Source organism: Geobacillus sp. WSUCF1 (genome assembly GCF_000422025.1).
GTDB classification, from domain to species: Bacteria; Bacillota; Bacilli; order Bacillales; family Anoxybacillaceae; genus Geobacillus; species Geobacillus zalihae.
In genome coordinates this window covers 1-17530 of sequence record NZ_ATCO01000039.1, presented here as the reverse complement: position 1 = coordinate 17530, position 17530 = coordinate 1, and the positions used below count along the sequence as shown (strand labels likewise).

The following is a 17530-nucleotide window of genomic DNA, read 5'->3' as shown; positions in this document are numbered from 1 at the left end:
TCCCTTGGTTGTGACGATCAGCAGCTGAAGCAACATCTTTGCACGGGATGCATAAAAAAAAGGCTGCCCGCCAAAGCACAAATGTGCTTTATGCGAGCAGCCTTCCGCCGCATTCGGTTATGTTTAAGCCGACGTCCATACGCATCCCGTTAGTTAAGCACCCGGACCGCTTTTACAAACCGCGTTTTCCAATATGAGGACGTGAGCGACGAATACGTGACACCGAGCGAAACGGTGGCGTTGATCATTTGCCCGTTGCCAGCATAAATGCCGACGTGGTTGATTGTGCCGTTCGAATCGGTATCAAAAAAGACGAGATCGCCTTTTTGCAACTGGCCAAACGACACCGTTCTTCCCGCTTGCGCCTGAGCGATGGATGTGCGCGGCAGCGAAATGCCGGCTTCGCCAAAAACGCGCATCGTAAACGATGAGCAGTCAAACACATCGGTGCGCGACGGGCTTGCTCCGTACAAATAGCGCGCCCCTAAATATTTTTCCGCAATATCGATGATTCGGTCGGCAAGCGATGCGGAGGACTCAGCGGCAGCCGAGTTGGCGGCCGACACCTGCTGCTTGGCCTCCCGGACATCAGCCGTTCCGCCCGCCACTTTAATGGCTTGGCCAATGCGAATAATGTTCGGGTTTGTAATTTGTGGATTCAGTGCCAATAGACGGTCGACCGTCGTTTGAAACTTGTTCGCAATCCCAAGCAGCGTATCCCCCGCCTGCACGATATACCGGCCGCTTGTCGGCACGGCTGCCGGCTGCACATTGTATGTATTGGAACGTTCCTGTCCCCCTGCTACTTGCAGCTTCTGCCCGGCGCGAATGAAGTCTGGGTTCGCAATGCTTGGATTGAGCTTGAGCAGCGCATCCACAGTCGTGCCAAACTTGCGGGCGATTCCGCTTAACGTATCACCAGGCTCGACCGTATATGTATTCGAAGAAGATTCGTTCGATTCATTTGGCTCATTGACGCGCAATACTTGTCCGGGAAAAATCAAATCCGAAGACAAATCGTTTTCTTGCTTTAACGCTGCGACCGTCGTGCCGGATTGCCGGGCAATCTTCCAAAGCGTATCGCCTTTTTGCACCGTATAGCTCGCCGCCGATGCCGCGTGGCCGGCCAACAACGAGCCGATCAACGTGCTTGTCAATACAACCGTTTTTTTCATGCTGCATCCCCCTATGACGTCGATGTATCCATCTTTATGTATCCATGTTTATACAAAATTCGCTATCACTCTACAAAATTCACCACAGTATTCCTGCACATGTGCCATTATAGTAAAATCAAAGCAATCCGTCTGTAACAGAAAGAATAAAAGTAGATTACAAAACGATTACAAAAAGCGCCCCCTTTGTCGCGCAAAGGGGGCGCAGGCTACATCACCCGTTTAAATAGTTTTTCAATTTCATATGTCGAAAAATGAACGATGATCGGCCGGCCGTGCGGACAAGTAAATGGGTCCGTCGTCTGCCGCAGCGCCTCAAGCAAAGCGAACAGTTCATCCTGGCGCAAATGTTGGTTTGCTTTAATGGCGCGCTTGCAGCTCATTAAGATCGCCGCTTGTTCGCGCAATTGCTTGATGTCGACCGTTTTGGCCGCCAACACTTGTTCGATCATTTCCTCGATGATTTCCTTTTCTCTCCCTTTCGGAAACCACGTCGGATGGGAGCGAACGAGAAACGCCCGCGGCCCAAACGGCTCAAGAAACACGCCGCAGCGCGCCAACTCATTGCGGCAGGCGGCGATTCGCTCGTACTCGTCGGCTGGATATTCAAACATCAACGGAACGAGCAGCTCCTGCACTTCCTTCGTGGCTTCGCCAAGTTTTTCCCGGAAATATTCATAGTTGATCCGCTCTTGAGCCGCATGCTGATCGATCATATACAGCCCATGTTCGTTCTCCGCCAAAATGTACGTCCCATGCAATTGTCCGATCGGATAAAGCGGCGGCAGGCGATCGGCCGCCGCTTTATCCTCCGCTTGCCCATCTGTCGGCAAGCGGAGGGCGCGCCGCTCTTCTCCCACCTCTTCCTCCTGCTTTCGCTCGAAAGCGGGCCCATGTTCGTCCGGTATTCCCCATTCATCCGTCTGCACAGCCGCGGATGGCCGCTCAGCCGGTGCGTCACCGGTTAGCGGCGCAAAAGGGGCGGTCGCATCTTCCCCGCCGCCGATGTCGCTCGATAAGACAGACGGCTCGCGGACGCGATGAGTGAACGTCCAAGCCGCCTGCTCCGCCTTTGGTTTTGCCATCTTGCTGTCGGCCGATACGGACGGAATGAGCGTCCGCTCGCGAAATGCCTGGCGGATGGCGTCTGTGACGAGCTCATTCAGCTCTGCTTCCTTGCTAAAGCGGACTTCGAGCTTTGCCGGATGGACGTTGACGTCGACAAGCACCGGATCCATTTCAATGGATAAAAACACAATCGGATAGCGGCCAATCGGCAAGAGCGTATGGTAGCCGGCTTCAATCGCTTTCATGAGCGGCACGCTGCGCACATAGCGGCCATTGACAACAAGCGAGATGTAGTTGCGCGAGGCGCGCGTCACGTCCGGCGGCGAAATGTAGCCGCGAACGGTAAAATCGAGCGATTCCGCTTCGATGGGGATCATTTGTCTCGCCGTCTCCATGCCGTAAATGGCGGCGAGCACGTGCCGAACGTCGCCGCTGCCGTTTGTCGCCAGCAGCGTCTTGCCGTGATGGCGAAGCCGGAATGACACGTCCGGATGGGCGAGCGCTAGCCGGTTGACGACATCGGCTGCGTGGCCGAGCTCGGTATGGATCGTTTTCATATACTTGAGCCGCGCCGGGGTGTTGAAAAATAAGTTGGACACCGTAATCTCCGTTCCTTTGCGTCCGGCCGCCCGCTCGCGGGAGACGAGCGCGCCTCCTTTTAACACGAGCTTCGTCCCCGGTCCGCGGCCTGTGCCGGTCGTCAGCTCCACTTCGGATACAGAAGCGATGCTCGGCAGCGCCTCACCGCGGAACCCGAGCGTGCGGATGCGGAACAAATCGTGCTCGTTGTGAATTTTGCTTGTCGCATGGCGTTCAAAAGCGAGCAAGCAGTCGTCTTCCTCCATGCCGTCGCCGTTGTCAATGACGCGGATTTTCGCCATTCCCGCCTCTTCAAGCTCGATGTTGATGACCGTACTATGGGCATCAATGGCGTTTTCCACCAACTCCTTGACGACCGAAGCCGGCCGCTCGACGACCTCGCCGGCGGCGATTTTGTTTGCCAGCAGGTCATCGAGCTTGCGGATGCGTCCCATCGGGCCTCCCTCCTTTACTTGAGGAGCTTTTGCAGTTCATACAGTTTGTTGAGCGCCTCAAGCGGCGTCATCTCGAGCAAATTGATCTCTTTCAGCGCCGCGAGCGCCTTTTTCTCTTTGCTTGAAAGAGGCGGCTCCACAGGCGCCGGGGCAAGGTCAGGAAACATGCTCAGCTGCTCAAACGCCGCTTCCGCCAAAACGTCCTCCCGCGCCGCGCCGGCTGACGGACGGGAGGCCTTCTCGCGCTCAACCTTGCTGCCGACGTCTAACGCTTCGTTCCCCTGAAAAGCCAAACCCGCTTCCGCCAAAGCGCCATCGTCCATCCTGCCTGCGGCGGCTTCCTGTTTTCCCGCCGCTTTCTCCAGTTCCGCTAAAATGGCCCGCGCGCGTTCAATGAGCGAAGCCGGCAGCCCGGCCAGCTCGGCGACGTGAATGCCGTAGCTCTTATCGGCCGGCCCGTCGGCGATTTGATGCAAAAAGACGACTTTGCCGTTTTCCTCGATGGCGCGGGCATGGACGTTCGAAAGCCGCGGGAGCGAACGCTCCAAGGCGGTGAGTTCATGGTAGTGGGTGCTAAATAGTGTTTTCGCGCCGATATGGTCGTGAATGTACTCAATGATCGCCTGGGCGAGCGCCATGCCGTCGTACGTCGATGTGCCGCGCCCGATTTCATCAAACAAAATGAGGCTGTTTTGCGTCGCATGAGCGATGGCGTGGCGCGCCTCCAACATTTCGACCATAAACGTGCTTTGTCCTGCCGACAGGTCGTCAGCAGCGCCGATGCGGGTGAACACTTGGTCAAAAATGGGCAGCACCGCCCGCTCGGCGGGAACGAAACAGCCGATTTGCGCCATGACGGCGGTGAGCGCCACTTGCCGCATGTACGTGCTTTTTCCAGCCATGTTCGGTCCAGTGATGAGCAGCATTTCCCGCTCGCGGTTCATGTAGCAGTCATTCGGCACGTACATTTGCGCGCCGAGCACTTTTTCGACAACCGGGTGGCGGCCGCCTTGAATCACCAAGACGCGCTCCGTGGAAAACTGCGGACGCACGTAGCGATACTCGTCGCTGATCGTTGCGAATGATTGAAGCACATCAAGCTCGGCAATGGCTTTCGCCAACGTCTGCAGGCGCGGGATGTATTGCTTCACCTGCTCGCGAATGGCGACAAACAGTTCATATTCGAGTTCGATGCTTTTTTCTTCCGCCTCCAAAATGAGCGCCTCTTTTTCCTTCAACTCCGGGGTGATAAAACGCTCGGCGTTGGCGAGCGTCTGCTTCCGTTCGTAACGTCCTTCCGGAACAAGGGGGAGATTGGGCTTTGTCACTTCAATATAGTAGCCAAACACTCGGTTGTAGCCGACTTTGAGCGATTTGATGCCGGTCGCTTCCCGCTCCTTCGCCTCAAGTTCAGCGATCCACGCTTTGCCGTTGCGGCTCGCATCGCGGTAGCGGTCGAGCTGCTTGTCATACCCGTCTTTGATGAGGTTCCCTTCTTTGACGGAAAGCGGCGGCTGTTCTTGAATCGAGCGCTCGAGCAAATCGACGAGCTCTTCGCACGGGTCAAGGCGCTCGCACAGCTTGTCCGCTTCAGCGAGCGGCAGCGCGCCGACCGTCTGGCGGAGCGCCGGCACTTGAAGAAGCGACTTTTTCAGCTGCACGAGATCGCGGGCATTGGCGTTGCCGTAGGAGACACGGCCGACAAGGCGCTCAATGTCGTAAACGCCGCGCAGCCTGTCGCGCAGCTCCTGCCGTTCAAAATAGCTCGTTTTCAACGTTTCCACAAAATCGAGGCGCCGTTCGATTTCGCGCCGATCAATGAGCGGCCGGTCCAGCCATTGTTTTAAGAGCCGCCCGCCCATCGCTGTCACCGTTTCATCCAAAAGCCATAACAACGAGCCTTTCCTTCCTTTTGACCGCACCGTTTCGACCAATTCCAAATGCAGCTTGGAATGTCGGTCCATTTTCATATAGTGGTCAACTTGATACAACTCAGCCGGCTGCAAATGATCGAGCCGCCGCTTTTGCGTGCGGACGAGGTAATGAAGCAAACGGGCTGCGGCCTGCCGCAGCTTTTCTTGCGCCACATGGCCGATGACGCCGTTCCATTCGTCGCATAGAGATGTGTCGTCCTCATAAGAGACCGCCGCCCCGTACCGCTCTTTCAGCTCGCGCACCCACTCTTCGCCGCTGTCTGTGGCAACGATGATCTCCCGCGCTCCAACGGCGTGCAATTCGTTTGCTGCTTCCTCCCACGAAGAAAGAAGCGTCAATCGGACCTCGCCGGTCGACAAATCGGCGTAAGCCAATCCGTATGTACCATCAGCAAACGGCGTGAGCGCCGCCAAGTAGTGGTTTTCCTTCTCGGTGAGCCCTTTGCCTTCCATGAGCGTCCCTGGGGTGATGAGCTGCACCACTTCGCGGCGAACGACGCCTTTGGCCGTTTTCGGGTCTTCGACTTGTTCGCAAATGGCGACTTTATATCCCTTTTCGATTAACTGTTCAATATATCCTTGCGCCGAATGGTACGGCACCCCGCACATCGGCACCCGTTCATCGCCGCCGCCATCGCGGCTTGTGAGCGTAATTTCCAGCTCTTGCGCCGCCTTGATGGCGTCGTCAAAAAACAGTTCGTAAAAATCGCCAAGCCGGAAAAATAAAAACGCGTCCGGATATTGCGCTTTAATGTGCAAATATTGCTGAATCATCGGTGTGTACGATGGCATCGCTTCTCCCCAACCTTTTCGGCCCGAAGGCTCGTTGATTGCGCTACTATTATAACAAGCGGCAAAAGAAAAAACTAGGAAAGAAATTTCCTAGTTTTATTCTTCTTCGCCAAGCAGCAAATCTGGGCTTAAATCTTCTAATTCTTCATCAAGGTCATCCTCGTCGCAAAAATCGTCGTCCTTGCCGCAGCCTTCCGGATTGATGGCAACGCACACCTTCGTTTCGCCGATCACTTCGGCGACAAACTCCCGCTCAACATCGACGACGATTTTATTGCCGTTTGGCGAAATCGTGCACTCGAGGCAGTTCGGCTGCTGGATGACGCGGACGATGACATCGGTGTCATCGCTGATTAAATGATCTTTGTCGCGATATTTTAATTTGACGACGTCCGTATACGACACCGTTTCGGTGACGACTTCGGTTTTTGTATTGTGGTTGTACGAATACCAGACGTTGATGTCATAATGGCCGTGAATTTCGACCGTTTTATCGCATTTTTTCGCTTCATAACGGTGGTTGATGATCCAGCAGCCGAGAATGCTTGACGGGCGGTTCGGCGCCGTCACCGTATGGGTCGATTGTGTAAACTTGCGGCCTTTGCCGACAACGGCTTTCGTAATAATTTCTCTGTATTCAGACATCGAACGGAACCCTCCTCAAATGAATCTTCATTTCATCCTATGCGCCATCTCCGCTAATGTGCACAGCAAATGAATCATTATTCCGTATAGTTCATTGTATGCGCCTGCTCCGTTCGATGTGCCTTCTTTTTTGCCGCCAGATAGCCGCCCGCGGTTCGGGGAAAGGGAGAGCGCGCCCATAAGAAAAAAAGCGCCCCCAAAGGACGCTTTTGAGCCGCATGCCATTAATGGCAGCCGCCGTGTTTGTTGTAGCGAAGCGCGGCGCCGGTTTCGCCGCGCAGCACGTCGCCTCCCGTCGAAGCGAGAATTTCATCGGTCACCGTATTCGAAATCGTCGAGGCGACGAGCTGAAGCAGGTCGTTCACATCGGATTGGGACTGCTGGAATTCGCTGACGATCGGGATTTGCGACAACTCTTCGTAAATGGCGTCAATTTTGGCCTCAACCTGTTTCAGCGCTTCATGTTTTCCGTAATGCTGAAGGTTGACCGCTTGCTTTTGCAGCGATTTCAGCTCGTTGATCAACGTGCGCACTTTTTCGTTTTGGTGGATTTTTTCTTCCGCTCGTTTGAAAAAGTCGACTTCTTCCGTTTCGGCGATCATTTTCGCCAGCTGCTTCGCCTGGGCCAAGATATCATCCCGCGTATATTTTGCCATGTTCGTTCACCTCGATCGCTTCATTGACTAGCTCGCCCGTCAGCGTCCACGTCTTTGCCTGCGTAATGCGCACGTTGACCAATTGGCCAATGAGCGATTTGGGGCCGACGAAGTGGACGAGCTTGTTTTTGCGCGTATAACCCGCCAATACATCCGGATTCGTTTTGCTTTCGCCTTCCACAAGCACTTCGACGACTTGCCCTTCGTATTGCTTCATTTTCTTGGCCGCGATTTCTTGAACAAGGTCGTTGAGACGCTTGAGCCGCTCTTTTTTCACTTCCATCGGCACGTTGTCCTTCATGTTCGCCGCCGGCGTGCCTTCGCGCGGTGAATAGATGAACGTGTAGGCCGAGTCAAATTCGACTTCACGGTAAAGCGACAGCGTTTCTTCAAACTGCTCGTCCGTCTCGTTCGGGAAGCCGACGATAATATCCGTCGTCAACGCGACATCCGGAATGGCGGCTTTGATTTTGCGAACGAGCTCCAAGTACTCCTCGCGCGTATATTTGCGGCCCATCATTTTTAAAATTTCCGTGCTGCCCGATTGCACCGGCAGATGGATATGCTCAACCAAGTTGCCGCGTTTGGCGAGCACTTCGATGAGCCGGTCGTCAAAGTCGCGCGGATGGCTCGTTGTGAAGCGGATGCGCGCAATGTCAATTTTGCGCAGCTCATCCATTAAATCGCCAAGGCCGTACTGGATGTCGGTGAAATCTTTTCCGTAAGCGTTGACGTTTTGCCCAAGGAGCGTAATTTCTTTATAGCCTTGGGCGGCGAGCTGGCGCACTTCTTGGATGATGTCTTCCGGACGGCGGCTTCGCTCTTTGCCGCGCGTGTACGGGACGATGCAGTACGTGCAAAACTTGTCACAGCCGTACATAATGTTGACCCATGCTTTAATCTTCCCTTTGCGCACTTTCGGCAAGTTTTCAACAACGTCGCCTCTTTCGACCATACTTCGACGACCATTTCTTTCGACATGTACGCCTCATGCAAAATGTACGGCAGGCGATGGATGTTGTGCGTGCCGAAAATGAGGTCGACGTATTGGTATTGTTTTAAAATTTTCTTGACAACCGATTCTTCTTGCGACATACAGCCACACACGCCGAGCAATAAGTCCGGGTTCGTCGTTTTGAGCGGCTTTAAGTAGCCGAGCTCGCCAAACACTTTGTTTTCCGCGTTTTCACGGATCGCGCACGTGTTGAGCAAAATGACGTTTGCCTCTTCCGGACGGTCGGTCGGCTCATAGCCGAGCGCCATGAAAATGCCGGCCATCACTTCCGTATCGTGCTCGTTCATTTGACAGCCATACGTGCGGATGTAAAACTTCCGTCCGCGCCCCATGCCGCGAAACTCTTCAGGAATCGCAAAGTCTTTGACGTACTTGACTTCCTCTTTGCCGCGTTTCTTCGCCTCTTTTAAATTCGGCGGGAGAAACACGCTCGTGAAATATTTCTCATAGTCTTTCGTCGTTTTTTCTTTCAGCCGGTCCAAGGCGGATTTTCTGTCCGCTGGATGGCTTTCGGTTTTGATTTGTCCCGTTTGCTCCAAACGTTGTTTTTCGTTCATAGCAATCTCCTTTCTTCACAAAATCATTCGATCATCCGGGACGAGCGGCCGCCTTTTCCTGTGCAGCCGCCTCGCCTCGGCAAATTTCTTCCAACCACACACTACCATAGTATATCGCGAGCGGCAAGGAAACACAATGGGGTTTGTTCCGGAGGACCGGAACATGTCATGATAACAAAAAACACCCAATGAGGCAAGCCTCCATCGGGTGCAAATGGTTTCCATTTTTACATAAACTCTGCTACGAGTTCGGCGAACTTTTCTTTGCTCATTTTCAGCTCCGCCTCGGCAAGCGGCGCCTCGCTGTAGCCTGGCACAAGCTCTTGGTACGACTTTTGTTCTTTGTTTTGATAAATGATCCCGGTGACGAGACCATCGTATTTCATGACCGTCTGCATCGCCATCTCCCGGTCGGACGGGTCGTATCCTTCGATGTCGCTCACCTTGATGAGCCGCTCTTTGAACCACTCGTACGTATTCACTTTGTTGTACGTCACGCACGGGCTGAAGACGTTGATGAGCGCAAAGCCTTTATGCTTGACGCCTTCCTCAATCAAGCTTGTCAATTCTTTTAAATCGCTTGAGAAACCTTGCGCGACAAACGTCGCTCCGGCGCTTAACGCGATCTCGAGCGGCGACAAAGCCGGCTCGATCGACCCGTGCGGCGTGCTTTTTGTTTGGAAGCCGGCAGCGCTGCGCGGCGATGTTTGTCCTTTCGTCAACCCGTAAATTTGGTTGTCCATGACGATGTATGTGATGTCGATGTTGCGGCGAATGGCATGAACCGTGTGCCCCATGCCGATCGCGAATCCGTCGCCATCCCCGCCGGCGGCGATGACCGTCAAATCGCGGTTCGCCATTTTCACTCCTTGCGCCAGCGGCAAAACGCGGCCGTGCGTGCCGTGAAAGCCGTAAGAGTGAATGTAGCCGGAAATGCGGCCCGAGCAGCCGATCCCGGAAATGACCGCGAGTTCGTGCGGCTCCAACCCGAGATTGGCGGCCGCGCGCTGGATGGCGGCCTGCACGGAAAAGTCGCCGCACCCCGGACACCAGTTCGGTTTCACATCATTGCGGAAATCTTTAAAGGTGGCCATTGCGCTAACAACTCCTTGCATTTAGTATAGACGTCGCCCGGCAAGAACGGATTGCCGTCGAATTTTAAGACGCTGGCGATTTTATCAGCGTGCCCGACGTTCATTTTCAACAAATTCGCCAGCTGCCCGGTAGCGTTTTGCTCGACGACGACGACTCGTTTCGCTTTCTCGACAAGCGGCCGCACGTCGTCAACCGGGAACGGATGAAGCAGACGGATGTGCGCATGGTTGACTTTGACGCCATCTTGCTCGAGCCGCTCCATCGCTTCTTCAATGGCTCCGCGCGTCGATAAAAAGCCAACAAGGAGCAAATCCGGTTCTTCGTGGCGGAGTTGTTTGTGCACCGGCGTCGGGAAGTGGATGTGCTCAAGTTTGCGCATCCGTTTTTCCATTTGCGCCCGGCGGTTTGCCGCCGTCTCTGACGGGCGGCCTGTTTCGGCGTGTTCGACCCCGGTGACATGGTGGATGCCGTATTTTGTTCCCGGCAGCACCCGCGGCGAAACACCGTCCGGCGTGATTTCATACCGTTTGAAGTTGTCTTTGTCCGGAAGCGGCGGCAGTTCACCATTCATCAGCTTGCCGCGGCGGATCTCGATCCGATCGTAATCAAGCGGCTCAACCGTCTGCTTGCCGAGCGACAGCTGCAAATCCGACAGGAAAATGACCGGGCATTGGTATTCCTCGGCTAAGTTGAACGCTTCCGCCATATCGTAAAACGCTTCTTCGACCGTGCTTGGCGCCATGACAATTTTGGGAATTTCCCCGTGCGTGCCATAGATCATCGCGAGCAAATCCGACTGCTCTTGCTTTGTCGGCAAGCCGGTGCTTGGACCGCCCCGCTGCGTATCGACGACAACAAGCGGTGTTTCCGTCATCCCGGCCAGCCCAATCGCTTCGGCCATAAGCGACAACCCGGGTCCGGCCGAAGCGGTGAACGCCCGCACGCCCGCATAGTTGGCGCCGATCGCCATCGTACAGGCGGCGATTTCATCTTCTGTCTGGATGACCGCGCCCCCAAAATCCGGCAGCTTTTTAATCAAATACTCCATAATCTCCGAAGCTGGGGTGATCGGATAGGCGGCCATAAAGCGCGCCCCGCCGGCAATGGCGCCCAAGGCGATGGCATCGTTGCCAATCATGAACATTCGCCGTTTGCCGTCGGCTTTGGCTAGTTTCATCGTTTTCGTCGAACCATCGAGCTGCTCTTTCATATATTGCGCTCCAGCGCGAATCGCTTCCATGTTTTTCTCAACGACTTGCGCCCCTTTGCGCCCAAATGTATCCACAACAACACTTTCGAACACGGCGGCGTCCAAATCGAGCACCGCACTTGTCGCGCCGATGGCAACCATGTTTTTCATCAGCGGATTGCCAAGCTGTGTGGCGATATCGGTGAACGGAACGGCGTAAAGCGCCACTCCTTTTCCTTCCGGAATCACCGGATTGAATTTGGCGTCCGCCATGACGATGCCGCCGTCACGCAGCTCGTGGAAGTTGAAGTCGATCGTCTCTTGGTCGAACGCCACCAAGATGTCCAAATCATCAGCGACCGCCCGCACCGGTTTTGTGCTGACGCGAATTTTGTTGTTCGTATGACCCCCTTTGATGCGTGAAGAAAAATGGCGGTATCCATATAAGTAATATCCGAGGCGGTTCAGCGCTGTGGAGAAAATTTCCCCTGTACTTTCAATTCCTTCCCCTTGCTGGCCGCCCACCTTCCATGACAGCTGTTCGATCATGCATTACACCCCTTTATATTCACTCCAGCCTTTCGCTACTATTGTACCACTTTTCTGACAAGGAAACTACCATTTTGGACGCCTTTTTCAGCCGGCGCCGCCGATGCCCTGTCTTCTATTCTAGGATACGCAGAGCCGATACTCCGTGATATTCGTCACTCCGGCAAATGGGCGTAGAAGTTGCCGAATAAAAAGCGGGATACTTGCTCGGTGGAGTAATGCTTGTACAACTCGTTGACAAGCCGCGCATATTCCCTTACCGTTCCAAGGCCGGCGACCGTCTCCGTGATGCCATCGAAGTCGGAACCAAACCCGACGTTGTTTTCCCCCCCGAGCGCGCATATATGGTCGAGATGGCGAAGCACATCAGCGATCATCGCCTCGTTTTTCTTCGCCGTCAAAAAATACGGAACGAAATTAATGCCGATCATGCCGTCTTTTTCGATCAACGCTTTGATCTGCTCGTCGGTTAAGTTGCGTGGATGCGGGCATAGACGATGCACGTTGGAATGGGAAGCGATGGGGAACCGAGCCATCTCGATGACATCCCAAAACGCTTTCTCCGATAAGTGGGACACATCGACCCATCGTTTTGCTTCATTAAGAAGCGCAACGACTTGCCGGCCAAACGCCGTCAGCCCGGCGCCGCGCTTCTCCCACGCTCCGTCAGCGACAGCGTTCGGGAAGTTCCATGTCAACCCTACGGAAGCGACGCCGAGGCGAAGGAGCGTCTTTAGCTTGACAAGGTTGGCGCCGATGGCGTCGCACCCTTCCAGCGTCAACATGGCGCCGACTTCCTCTTTTTTAAGGGCGGCGATATCCCGTCTCGTCCGCACGAACTTCACAGACGGAAACGCATCGATAATGCGGACAAAGAAGATGTCCACCATCTCCAGCGCAACAGTGAACCGGGCTTCCTCCGGCACCGTTTCCGGTATGTAGATGGCAAAGCATTGCACTTTCACCCCTGCTTCCGCCATCCCGGAAAGAGTGACGTGAAGCGAAGCTCCGTCGTAAAACGACAGAGACCGATCTTGCCATAACTTCATCAACACATCGCAATGGGCATCGAAGATCATTCCGTTCCCCCCTTGAAAAAGCAAAAATAACCTGCCTGCCTTCGCAGCCGAAGGCGCCAACAGGTTATAGCCGCCATTGTCTGATCATCCAGTTAACGAGGTTCGACAATCAATTTGATCGCTGTCCGCTCTTCTCCGTCGATGATAATATCCGTAAACGCCGGAATGCAAATCAAGTCCATGCCGCTCGGTGCGACAAACCCTCGTGCGATCGCTACTGCTTTAACGGCTTGGTTCAATGCACCTGCGCCGATCGCTTGAATTTCCGCTGCGCCGCGCTCGCGCAGCACCCCGGCAAGTGCACCAGCTACAGAGTTCGGATTCGATTTTGCTGAAACTTTTAATATTTCCATTCCTAGCTCCTCCCTCGTTTCCTTGGAAAATGATTTCGGTAAAAGGTCTTCATTGTAACTATATTCACTGTTTCGACAACTATTCCTGCATGGGAGGAGGACATTTTAAAAAATTTTTAAAAGATGGACTATTCAAAATAAGGGTGGTCATCGTTAATGATCAACCGTTCAATTCGAAACGCCCGTCCGCTTTTTTCGTCGACATCAACAAAGACGGCATTCAATTGGCTTCGTCCTTCCTTGACGTCGAAACGAACTGGCAGGCCGGTTAAAAATTTGCGCAGCACCGCCTCTCGATCGACGCCTAAAATGCCGTCGTATGGACCGGTCATGCCAACGTCGGTAATGTACGCCGTCCCTCTTGGCAAAATGCGGTTATCGGCCGTCTGGACGTGTGTATGCGTGCCGATGACCGCGGATACGCGGCCGTCTAAGTACCAGCCATCGCCTGTTTTTCACTCGTCGCCTCGGCATGGAAATCGACGATGATGACCGGCGTGCGCGCGGAGGCGGCGGCGATCAGCTCGTCCGCCTTTTGAAATGGGCAGTCAATCGCCGGCAAAAACGCTCGCCCTTGCAAATTGATGACCGCCGCTTCGCCATGCTCGGTCGGCACAAAGACGATGCCTTTTCCCGGCGTGCCGGGCGGGTAATTCGCCGGGCGGATCAGCGCCTTCGCCTGATCGATAAACTCAAAAATATCGCGTTTGTCCCATGCGTGATTGCCCAACGTGATCACATGAGCCCCCCAAGCGAGAAGCGCCCGGTAAATCGGTTCGGTGATTCCTTTCCCGCCGGCGGCGTTTTCGCCGTTGATCACAACAACGTCCGGCCGATGTTTTTCCTTCAGCCTTGGCAAATAGTGCTCCACCATTTTTTGCCCCGGCAAACCGACGACGTCGCCGATAAATAAAATTCTCATCCTTGATCCCTTTCTAAACGAAACATATCGCCTTGCATCTATCTCCGCATCGCTATACCCTCCTATTTTACGCACAAAAAAAGAAAGTGGCAATAGCCACTTTATTTCGCGTATTCGACCGCCCGCGTTTCGCGGATGACCGTCACTTTAATATGGCCCGGGTAATCGAGCTCTTCTTCGATTCGTTTGCGGATGTCACGCGCCAGCCGGTGCGCTTCCAAATCGTCGATCATATCTGGTTTGACCATAATGCGCACTTCACGTCCAGCTTGAATGGCGTACGATTTTTCCACGCCTTCGTACGATTCGGCGATTTCTTCAAGCTTCTCTAGACGACGGATATAGTTTTCCAGCGTTTCGCTGCGCGCTCCCGGCCGCGCCGCCGACAGCGCATCGGCCGCCGCGACGAGCACAGCGATGACCGACGTCGGTTCCGTATCGCCATGGTGGGAAGCGATGCTGTTGATGACGACCGGATGTTCTTTATACTTCGTCGCCAGCTCAACGCCGATTTCCACATGGCTTCCTTCCACTTCGTGGTCGATCGCTTTGCCAATGTCATGAAGCAAGCCGGCCCGGCGCGCCAGCATTTCGTCCTCCCCAAGCTCGGCCGCCATCAGTCCGGCTAAAAACGCCACTTCCACCGAATGTTTCAGCACGTTTTGTCCGTAGCTCGTTCGGAACTTGAGCCGCCCTAAAATTTTGATCAAATCCGGATGCAAGCCGTGAACACCGACTTCAAACGTCGTCTGTTCGCCGACTTCGCGGATATGCTCATCCACTTCGCGGCGCGCCTTTTCGACCATTTCCTCAATGCGCGCTGGATGGATGCGGCCATCTTGCACAAGCTTATCGAGCGCGATGCGCGCCGTCTCGCGGCGAATCGGGTCAAATCCGGACAAAATGACCGCTTCCGGCGTATCGTCGATGATCAAATCGATGCCGGTCAACGTCTCGAGCGTGCGGATGTTCCGCCCTTCGCGCCCGATGATCCGCCCTTTCATTTCGTCGTTTGGCAAATTGACGACGGAAACCGTCGTTTCGGCGACATGGTCGGCGGCGCAACGTTGGATGGCAAGCGACAAAATCGCCTTTGCCCGTTTGTCTGCCTCCTCTTTCGCCCGCGTTTCCGCCTCTTTGATCATCATCGCAATCTCATGCGACAGCTCTTTCTCAACGCGCTCTAAAATGAGCTGGCGGGCATCGTCGCGCGTCAGGCCGGAAATGCGTTCAAGTTCGGCTTGTTGTTGTTTGACGAGCGCTTCCACTTTGCTTTCCATTTGTTCAATATGCTGTTGTCTTTCGTTCAACGCTTCTTCCTTTGCCTCAAGCAACGCCTCACGTTTGTTGAGCGCTTCATCTTTGCGGTCGAGATTTTCCTCCTTTTGCATCAGGCGGTTTTCTTGTTTTTGGAGCTCGCTTCTCCGGTCGCGGATATCACGCTCCGCCTCCGTACGCAGTTTATGAATCTCGTCTTTCGCTTCGAGAAGCGCCTCTTTTTTCAAGGCGTCCGCCTCGCGTTTCGCCTCCTCAATCAGCTGTTCGGCAGCGGCTTTCGCCCCGCCGATTTTCGCTTCGGCAATCGATTTGCGAACAAAAAAGCCAACAACGGCACCAATGACTAAGGCAAGCAAAGCGGAGATGATGATCGAACCCATCGTTTCACCTCCTCTTGCTGTTCGGTTTCCTTTCGTTCTCTCTTCTCACCGCCATGACCGGCGCAGATGGACATTCCCGTTTTCAATCCATTAGCTCAGTCGCTTGGCATCACAATCGACCCGCGCAGCCTTCCGCACGAAGGCGGTCCGCCGCAGCGGGCGGGCGTATGGCCCTGCCGCGCGTATGGACAAATATACATGTTCATTGTAAAGGCGGCAATAGGAATTGTCAAGATATTACACCGACGCGCCTAGAGGATGACAACGGAACAAGACCGTTCCGCCCGCCGTCCTTTTTAGGCTTATCGCTCTCCTTGGCAGGCCGGACGGATGGAAAAAGGCGCCCCAGCCACTTGCCAGGACGCCTTGTGCCGTTATTCTTCAAGCAATCCGAACCCGTCTTGCTGCGGTTCGCTCGTTCCCTCTTCAACGTCGATGCCGTAATGCTGGCGGATGGCGCGGGCGATCTCATCGGCGATGTGCGGGTTTTCCTTCAAAAATTGCTTCGCGTTTTCCCGCCCTTGGCCAAGCCGCTCGTCTTTGTACGAATACCACGAACCGCTTTTTTGCACGATGTCCAATTCGGACGCCATGTCGAGAATTTCCCCTTCGCGGGAAATGCCTTCGCCGTACATAATGTCGACGTCAGCCGTTTTAAATGGCGGCGCAACTTTGTTTTTGACGACTTTAATTTTCGTCTTGTTGCCGACCATATCATTGCCTTGCTTAATTTGCTCGGCGCGGCGCACCTCTAGGCGGACGGAAGCGTAAAACTTGAGCGCCCGCCCGCCCGGCGTCGTTTCCGGATTGCCAAACATGACGCCGACTTTTTCGCGAATTTGGTTGATGAAGATGGCGATCGTTTTCGATTTGTTAATGGCGCCAGACAGCTTGCGAAGCGCCTGGGACATAAGCCGCGCTTGCAAGCCGACATGGGCGTCGCCCATCTCCCCTTCAATTTCCGCTTTCGGCACAAGCGCCGCCACCGAGTCGATGACGATAATATCGACCGCGCCGCTTCGCACGAGCGCTTCCGCGATTTCGAGCGATAGTGATAGGTAAGCCTTTGATGCAATCTCCGGCTTTTCCCCCACCCCACACCGTGCGTGCGAGTTTCCCCGCACACGGCGTTCCACCGGGACAGCTTCGATAGCCCCTTTGGGCTATCTCTCCACCATATCACCTCGCGATGACATGGCAGCAGCACCTACAATTCTTCCAGCGAACAGGACTTTTATATTTTCAGCTTGTTCCTATATTTCGTTAGTTTGTCAAACATTTTTCGTTCTGTAAACGGCGGTTCTTGGTTGCTATGGACAAGCCTATGGCATTGGTTGCATAAGCTAACTAGATTAACGGTCTTATTGATCTCACTTAAAGGTTTACTCGGGTCAATATGATGGCAGTGGAAGTTACCGGGACTTAAGTATACAGCACATATTTTGCATTTTCCTTTATCTCTGTGAAATACATTCACCCTATTTAAGAAATATTCAAGATTATATTTCCCATCATTATGCTCAGATAAAATGTAGATGAATATCGAATCGTGATCAAACAGACTCATTTTATCTGGCAATCGTATTTTTCTATGCTTTTCTTCATACATTTTTCTGCCGTCTGCAGTGTATGGGGTCATTTCTTGTTTGAATACTGTTGCATACTGTATAGGCGTTATTTTTGCATGAGTAATCCCTACTCTTATGCCATCCTCTGTGACGACAGAAAAATGTTTCATTTGATAGCCTTTATGTCTGTCAATCCGATTGTGAAACTCTGACACAGGCCTTTTATATTGCGCCGCTTTTT

At 53.9% G+C, this 17530-nt stretch carries 10 protein-coding genes and 4 pseudogenes; all 14 read right to left on the bottom strand.

All coding sequences use genetic code 11. The annotated features are described in order from the left end of the window. Positions 1–149: 149 nt before the first annotated feature. The gene (locus I656_RS11060; protein ID WP_020754383.1) at positions 150–1175 is read right to left on the bottom strand and encodes a LysM peptidoglycan-binding domain-containing protein; all 1026 of its coding nucleotides are present in this window, start codon (positions 1173–1175) and stop codon (positions 150–152) included. A gap of 209 nt (positions 1176–1384) precedes the next feature. Next, positions 1385–3277 (bottom strand): DNA mismatch repair endonuclease MutL, encoded by a 1893-nt coding sequence (gene mutL, locus I656_RS11065; protein ID WP_020754382.1) that lies wholly within the window; start codon positions 3275–3277, stop codon positions 1385–1387. A 14-nt stretch (positions 3278–3291) separates the two neighbouring features. Further along, positions 3292–6003, bottom strand: a complete 2712-nt coding sequence (mutS, locus tag I656_RS11070) for a DNA mismatch repair protein MutS (RefSeq protein ID WP_020754381.1) — start codon at positions 6001–6003, stop codon at positions 3292–3294. 96 nt (positions 6004–6099) lie between these two features. After that, the gene (locus I656_RS11075; protein WP_015374452.1) at positions 6100–6648 is read right to left on the bottom strand and encodes an outer spore coat protein CotE; all 549 of its coding nucleotides are present in this window, start codon (positions 6646–6648) and stop codon (positions 6100–6102) included. A 224-nt stretch (positions 6649–6872) separates the two neighbouring features. Continuing rightward, entirely contained in the window at positions 6873–7304 is a 432-nt protein-coding gene (locus I656_RS11085) for a RicAFT regulatory complex protein RicA family protein (RefSeq protein ID WP_011230803.1), read from the bottom strand. Beyond that, positions 7282–8876, bottom strand: a pseudogene (miaB, locus tag I656_RS0115025) (tRNA (N6-isopentenyl adenosine(37)-C2)-methylthiotransferase MiaB). The gene I656_RS11085 and the pseudogene miaB overlap by 23 nt, the downstream one beginning before the upstream one ends. Before the next feature lie 227 nt (positions 8877–9103). Beyond that, entirely contained in the window at positions 9104–9970 is an 867-nt protein-coding gene (locus I656_RS11090) for a 2-oxoacid:ferredoxin oxidoreductase subunit beta (RefSeq protein WP_011230801.1), read from the bottom strand. Then, the gene (locus tag I656_RS11095; protein ID WP_015374451.1) at positions 9937–11709 is read right to left on the bottom strand and encodes a 2-oxoacid:acceptor oxidoreductase subunit alpha; all 1773 of its coding nucleotides are present in this window, start codon (positions 11707–11709) and stop codon (positions 9937–9939) included. Before I656_RS11095 ends, I656_RS11090 begins: the two co-directional genes overlap by 34 nt. Before the next feature lie 155 nt (positions 11710–11864). Continuing rightward, the gene (locus tag I656_RS11100) at positions 11865–12788 is read right to left on the bottom strand and encodes a dipeptidase (protein WP_033005061.1); all 924 of its coding nucleotides are present in this window, start codon (positions 12786–12788) and stop codon (positions 11865–11867) included. Positions 12789–12880: 92 nt separating this feature from the next. After that, positions 12881–13141, bottom strand: a complete 261-nt coding sequence (gene spoVS, locus I656_RS11105) for a stage V sporulation protein SpoVS (RefSeq protein ID WP_003251598.1) — start codon at positions 13139–13141, stop codon at positions 12881–12883. 128 nt (positions 13142–13269) lie between these two features. After that, positions 13270–14063: pseudogene (locus tag I656_RS0115020) on the bottom strand (TIGR00282 family metallophosphoesterase). Positions 14064–14164: 101 nt separating this feature from the next. After that, entirely contained in the window at positions 14165–15721 is a 1557-nt protein-coding gene (gene rny, locus I656_RS11110; protein WP_011230797.1) for a ribonuclease Y, read from the bottom strand. A 374-nt stretch (positions 15722–16095) separates the two neighbouring features. After that, positions 16096–16928: pseudogene (gene recA / locus I656_RS11115) on the bottom strand (recombinase RecA). Positions 16929–16955: 27 nt separating this feature from the next. Beyond that, positions 16956–17530, bottom strand: a pseudogene (locus I656_RS0115015) (HNH endonuclease); the annotation flags it as partial.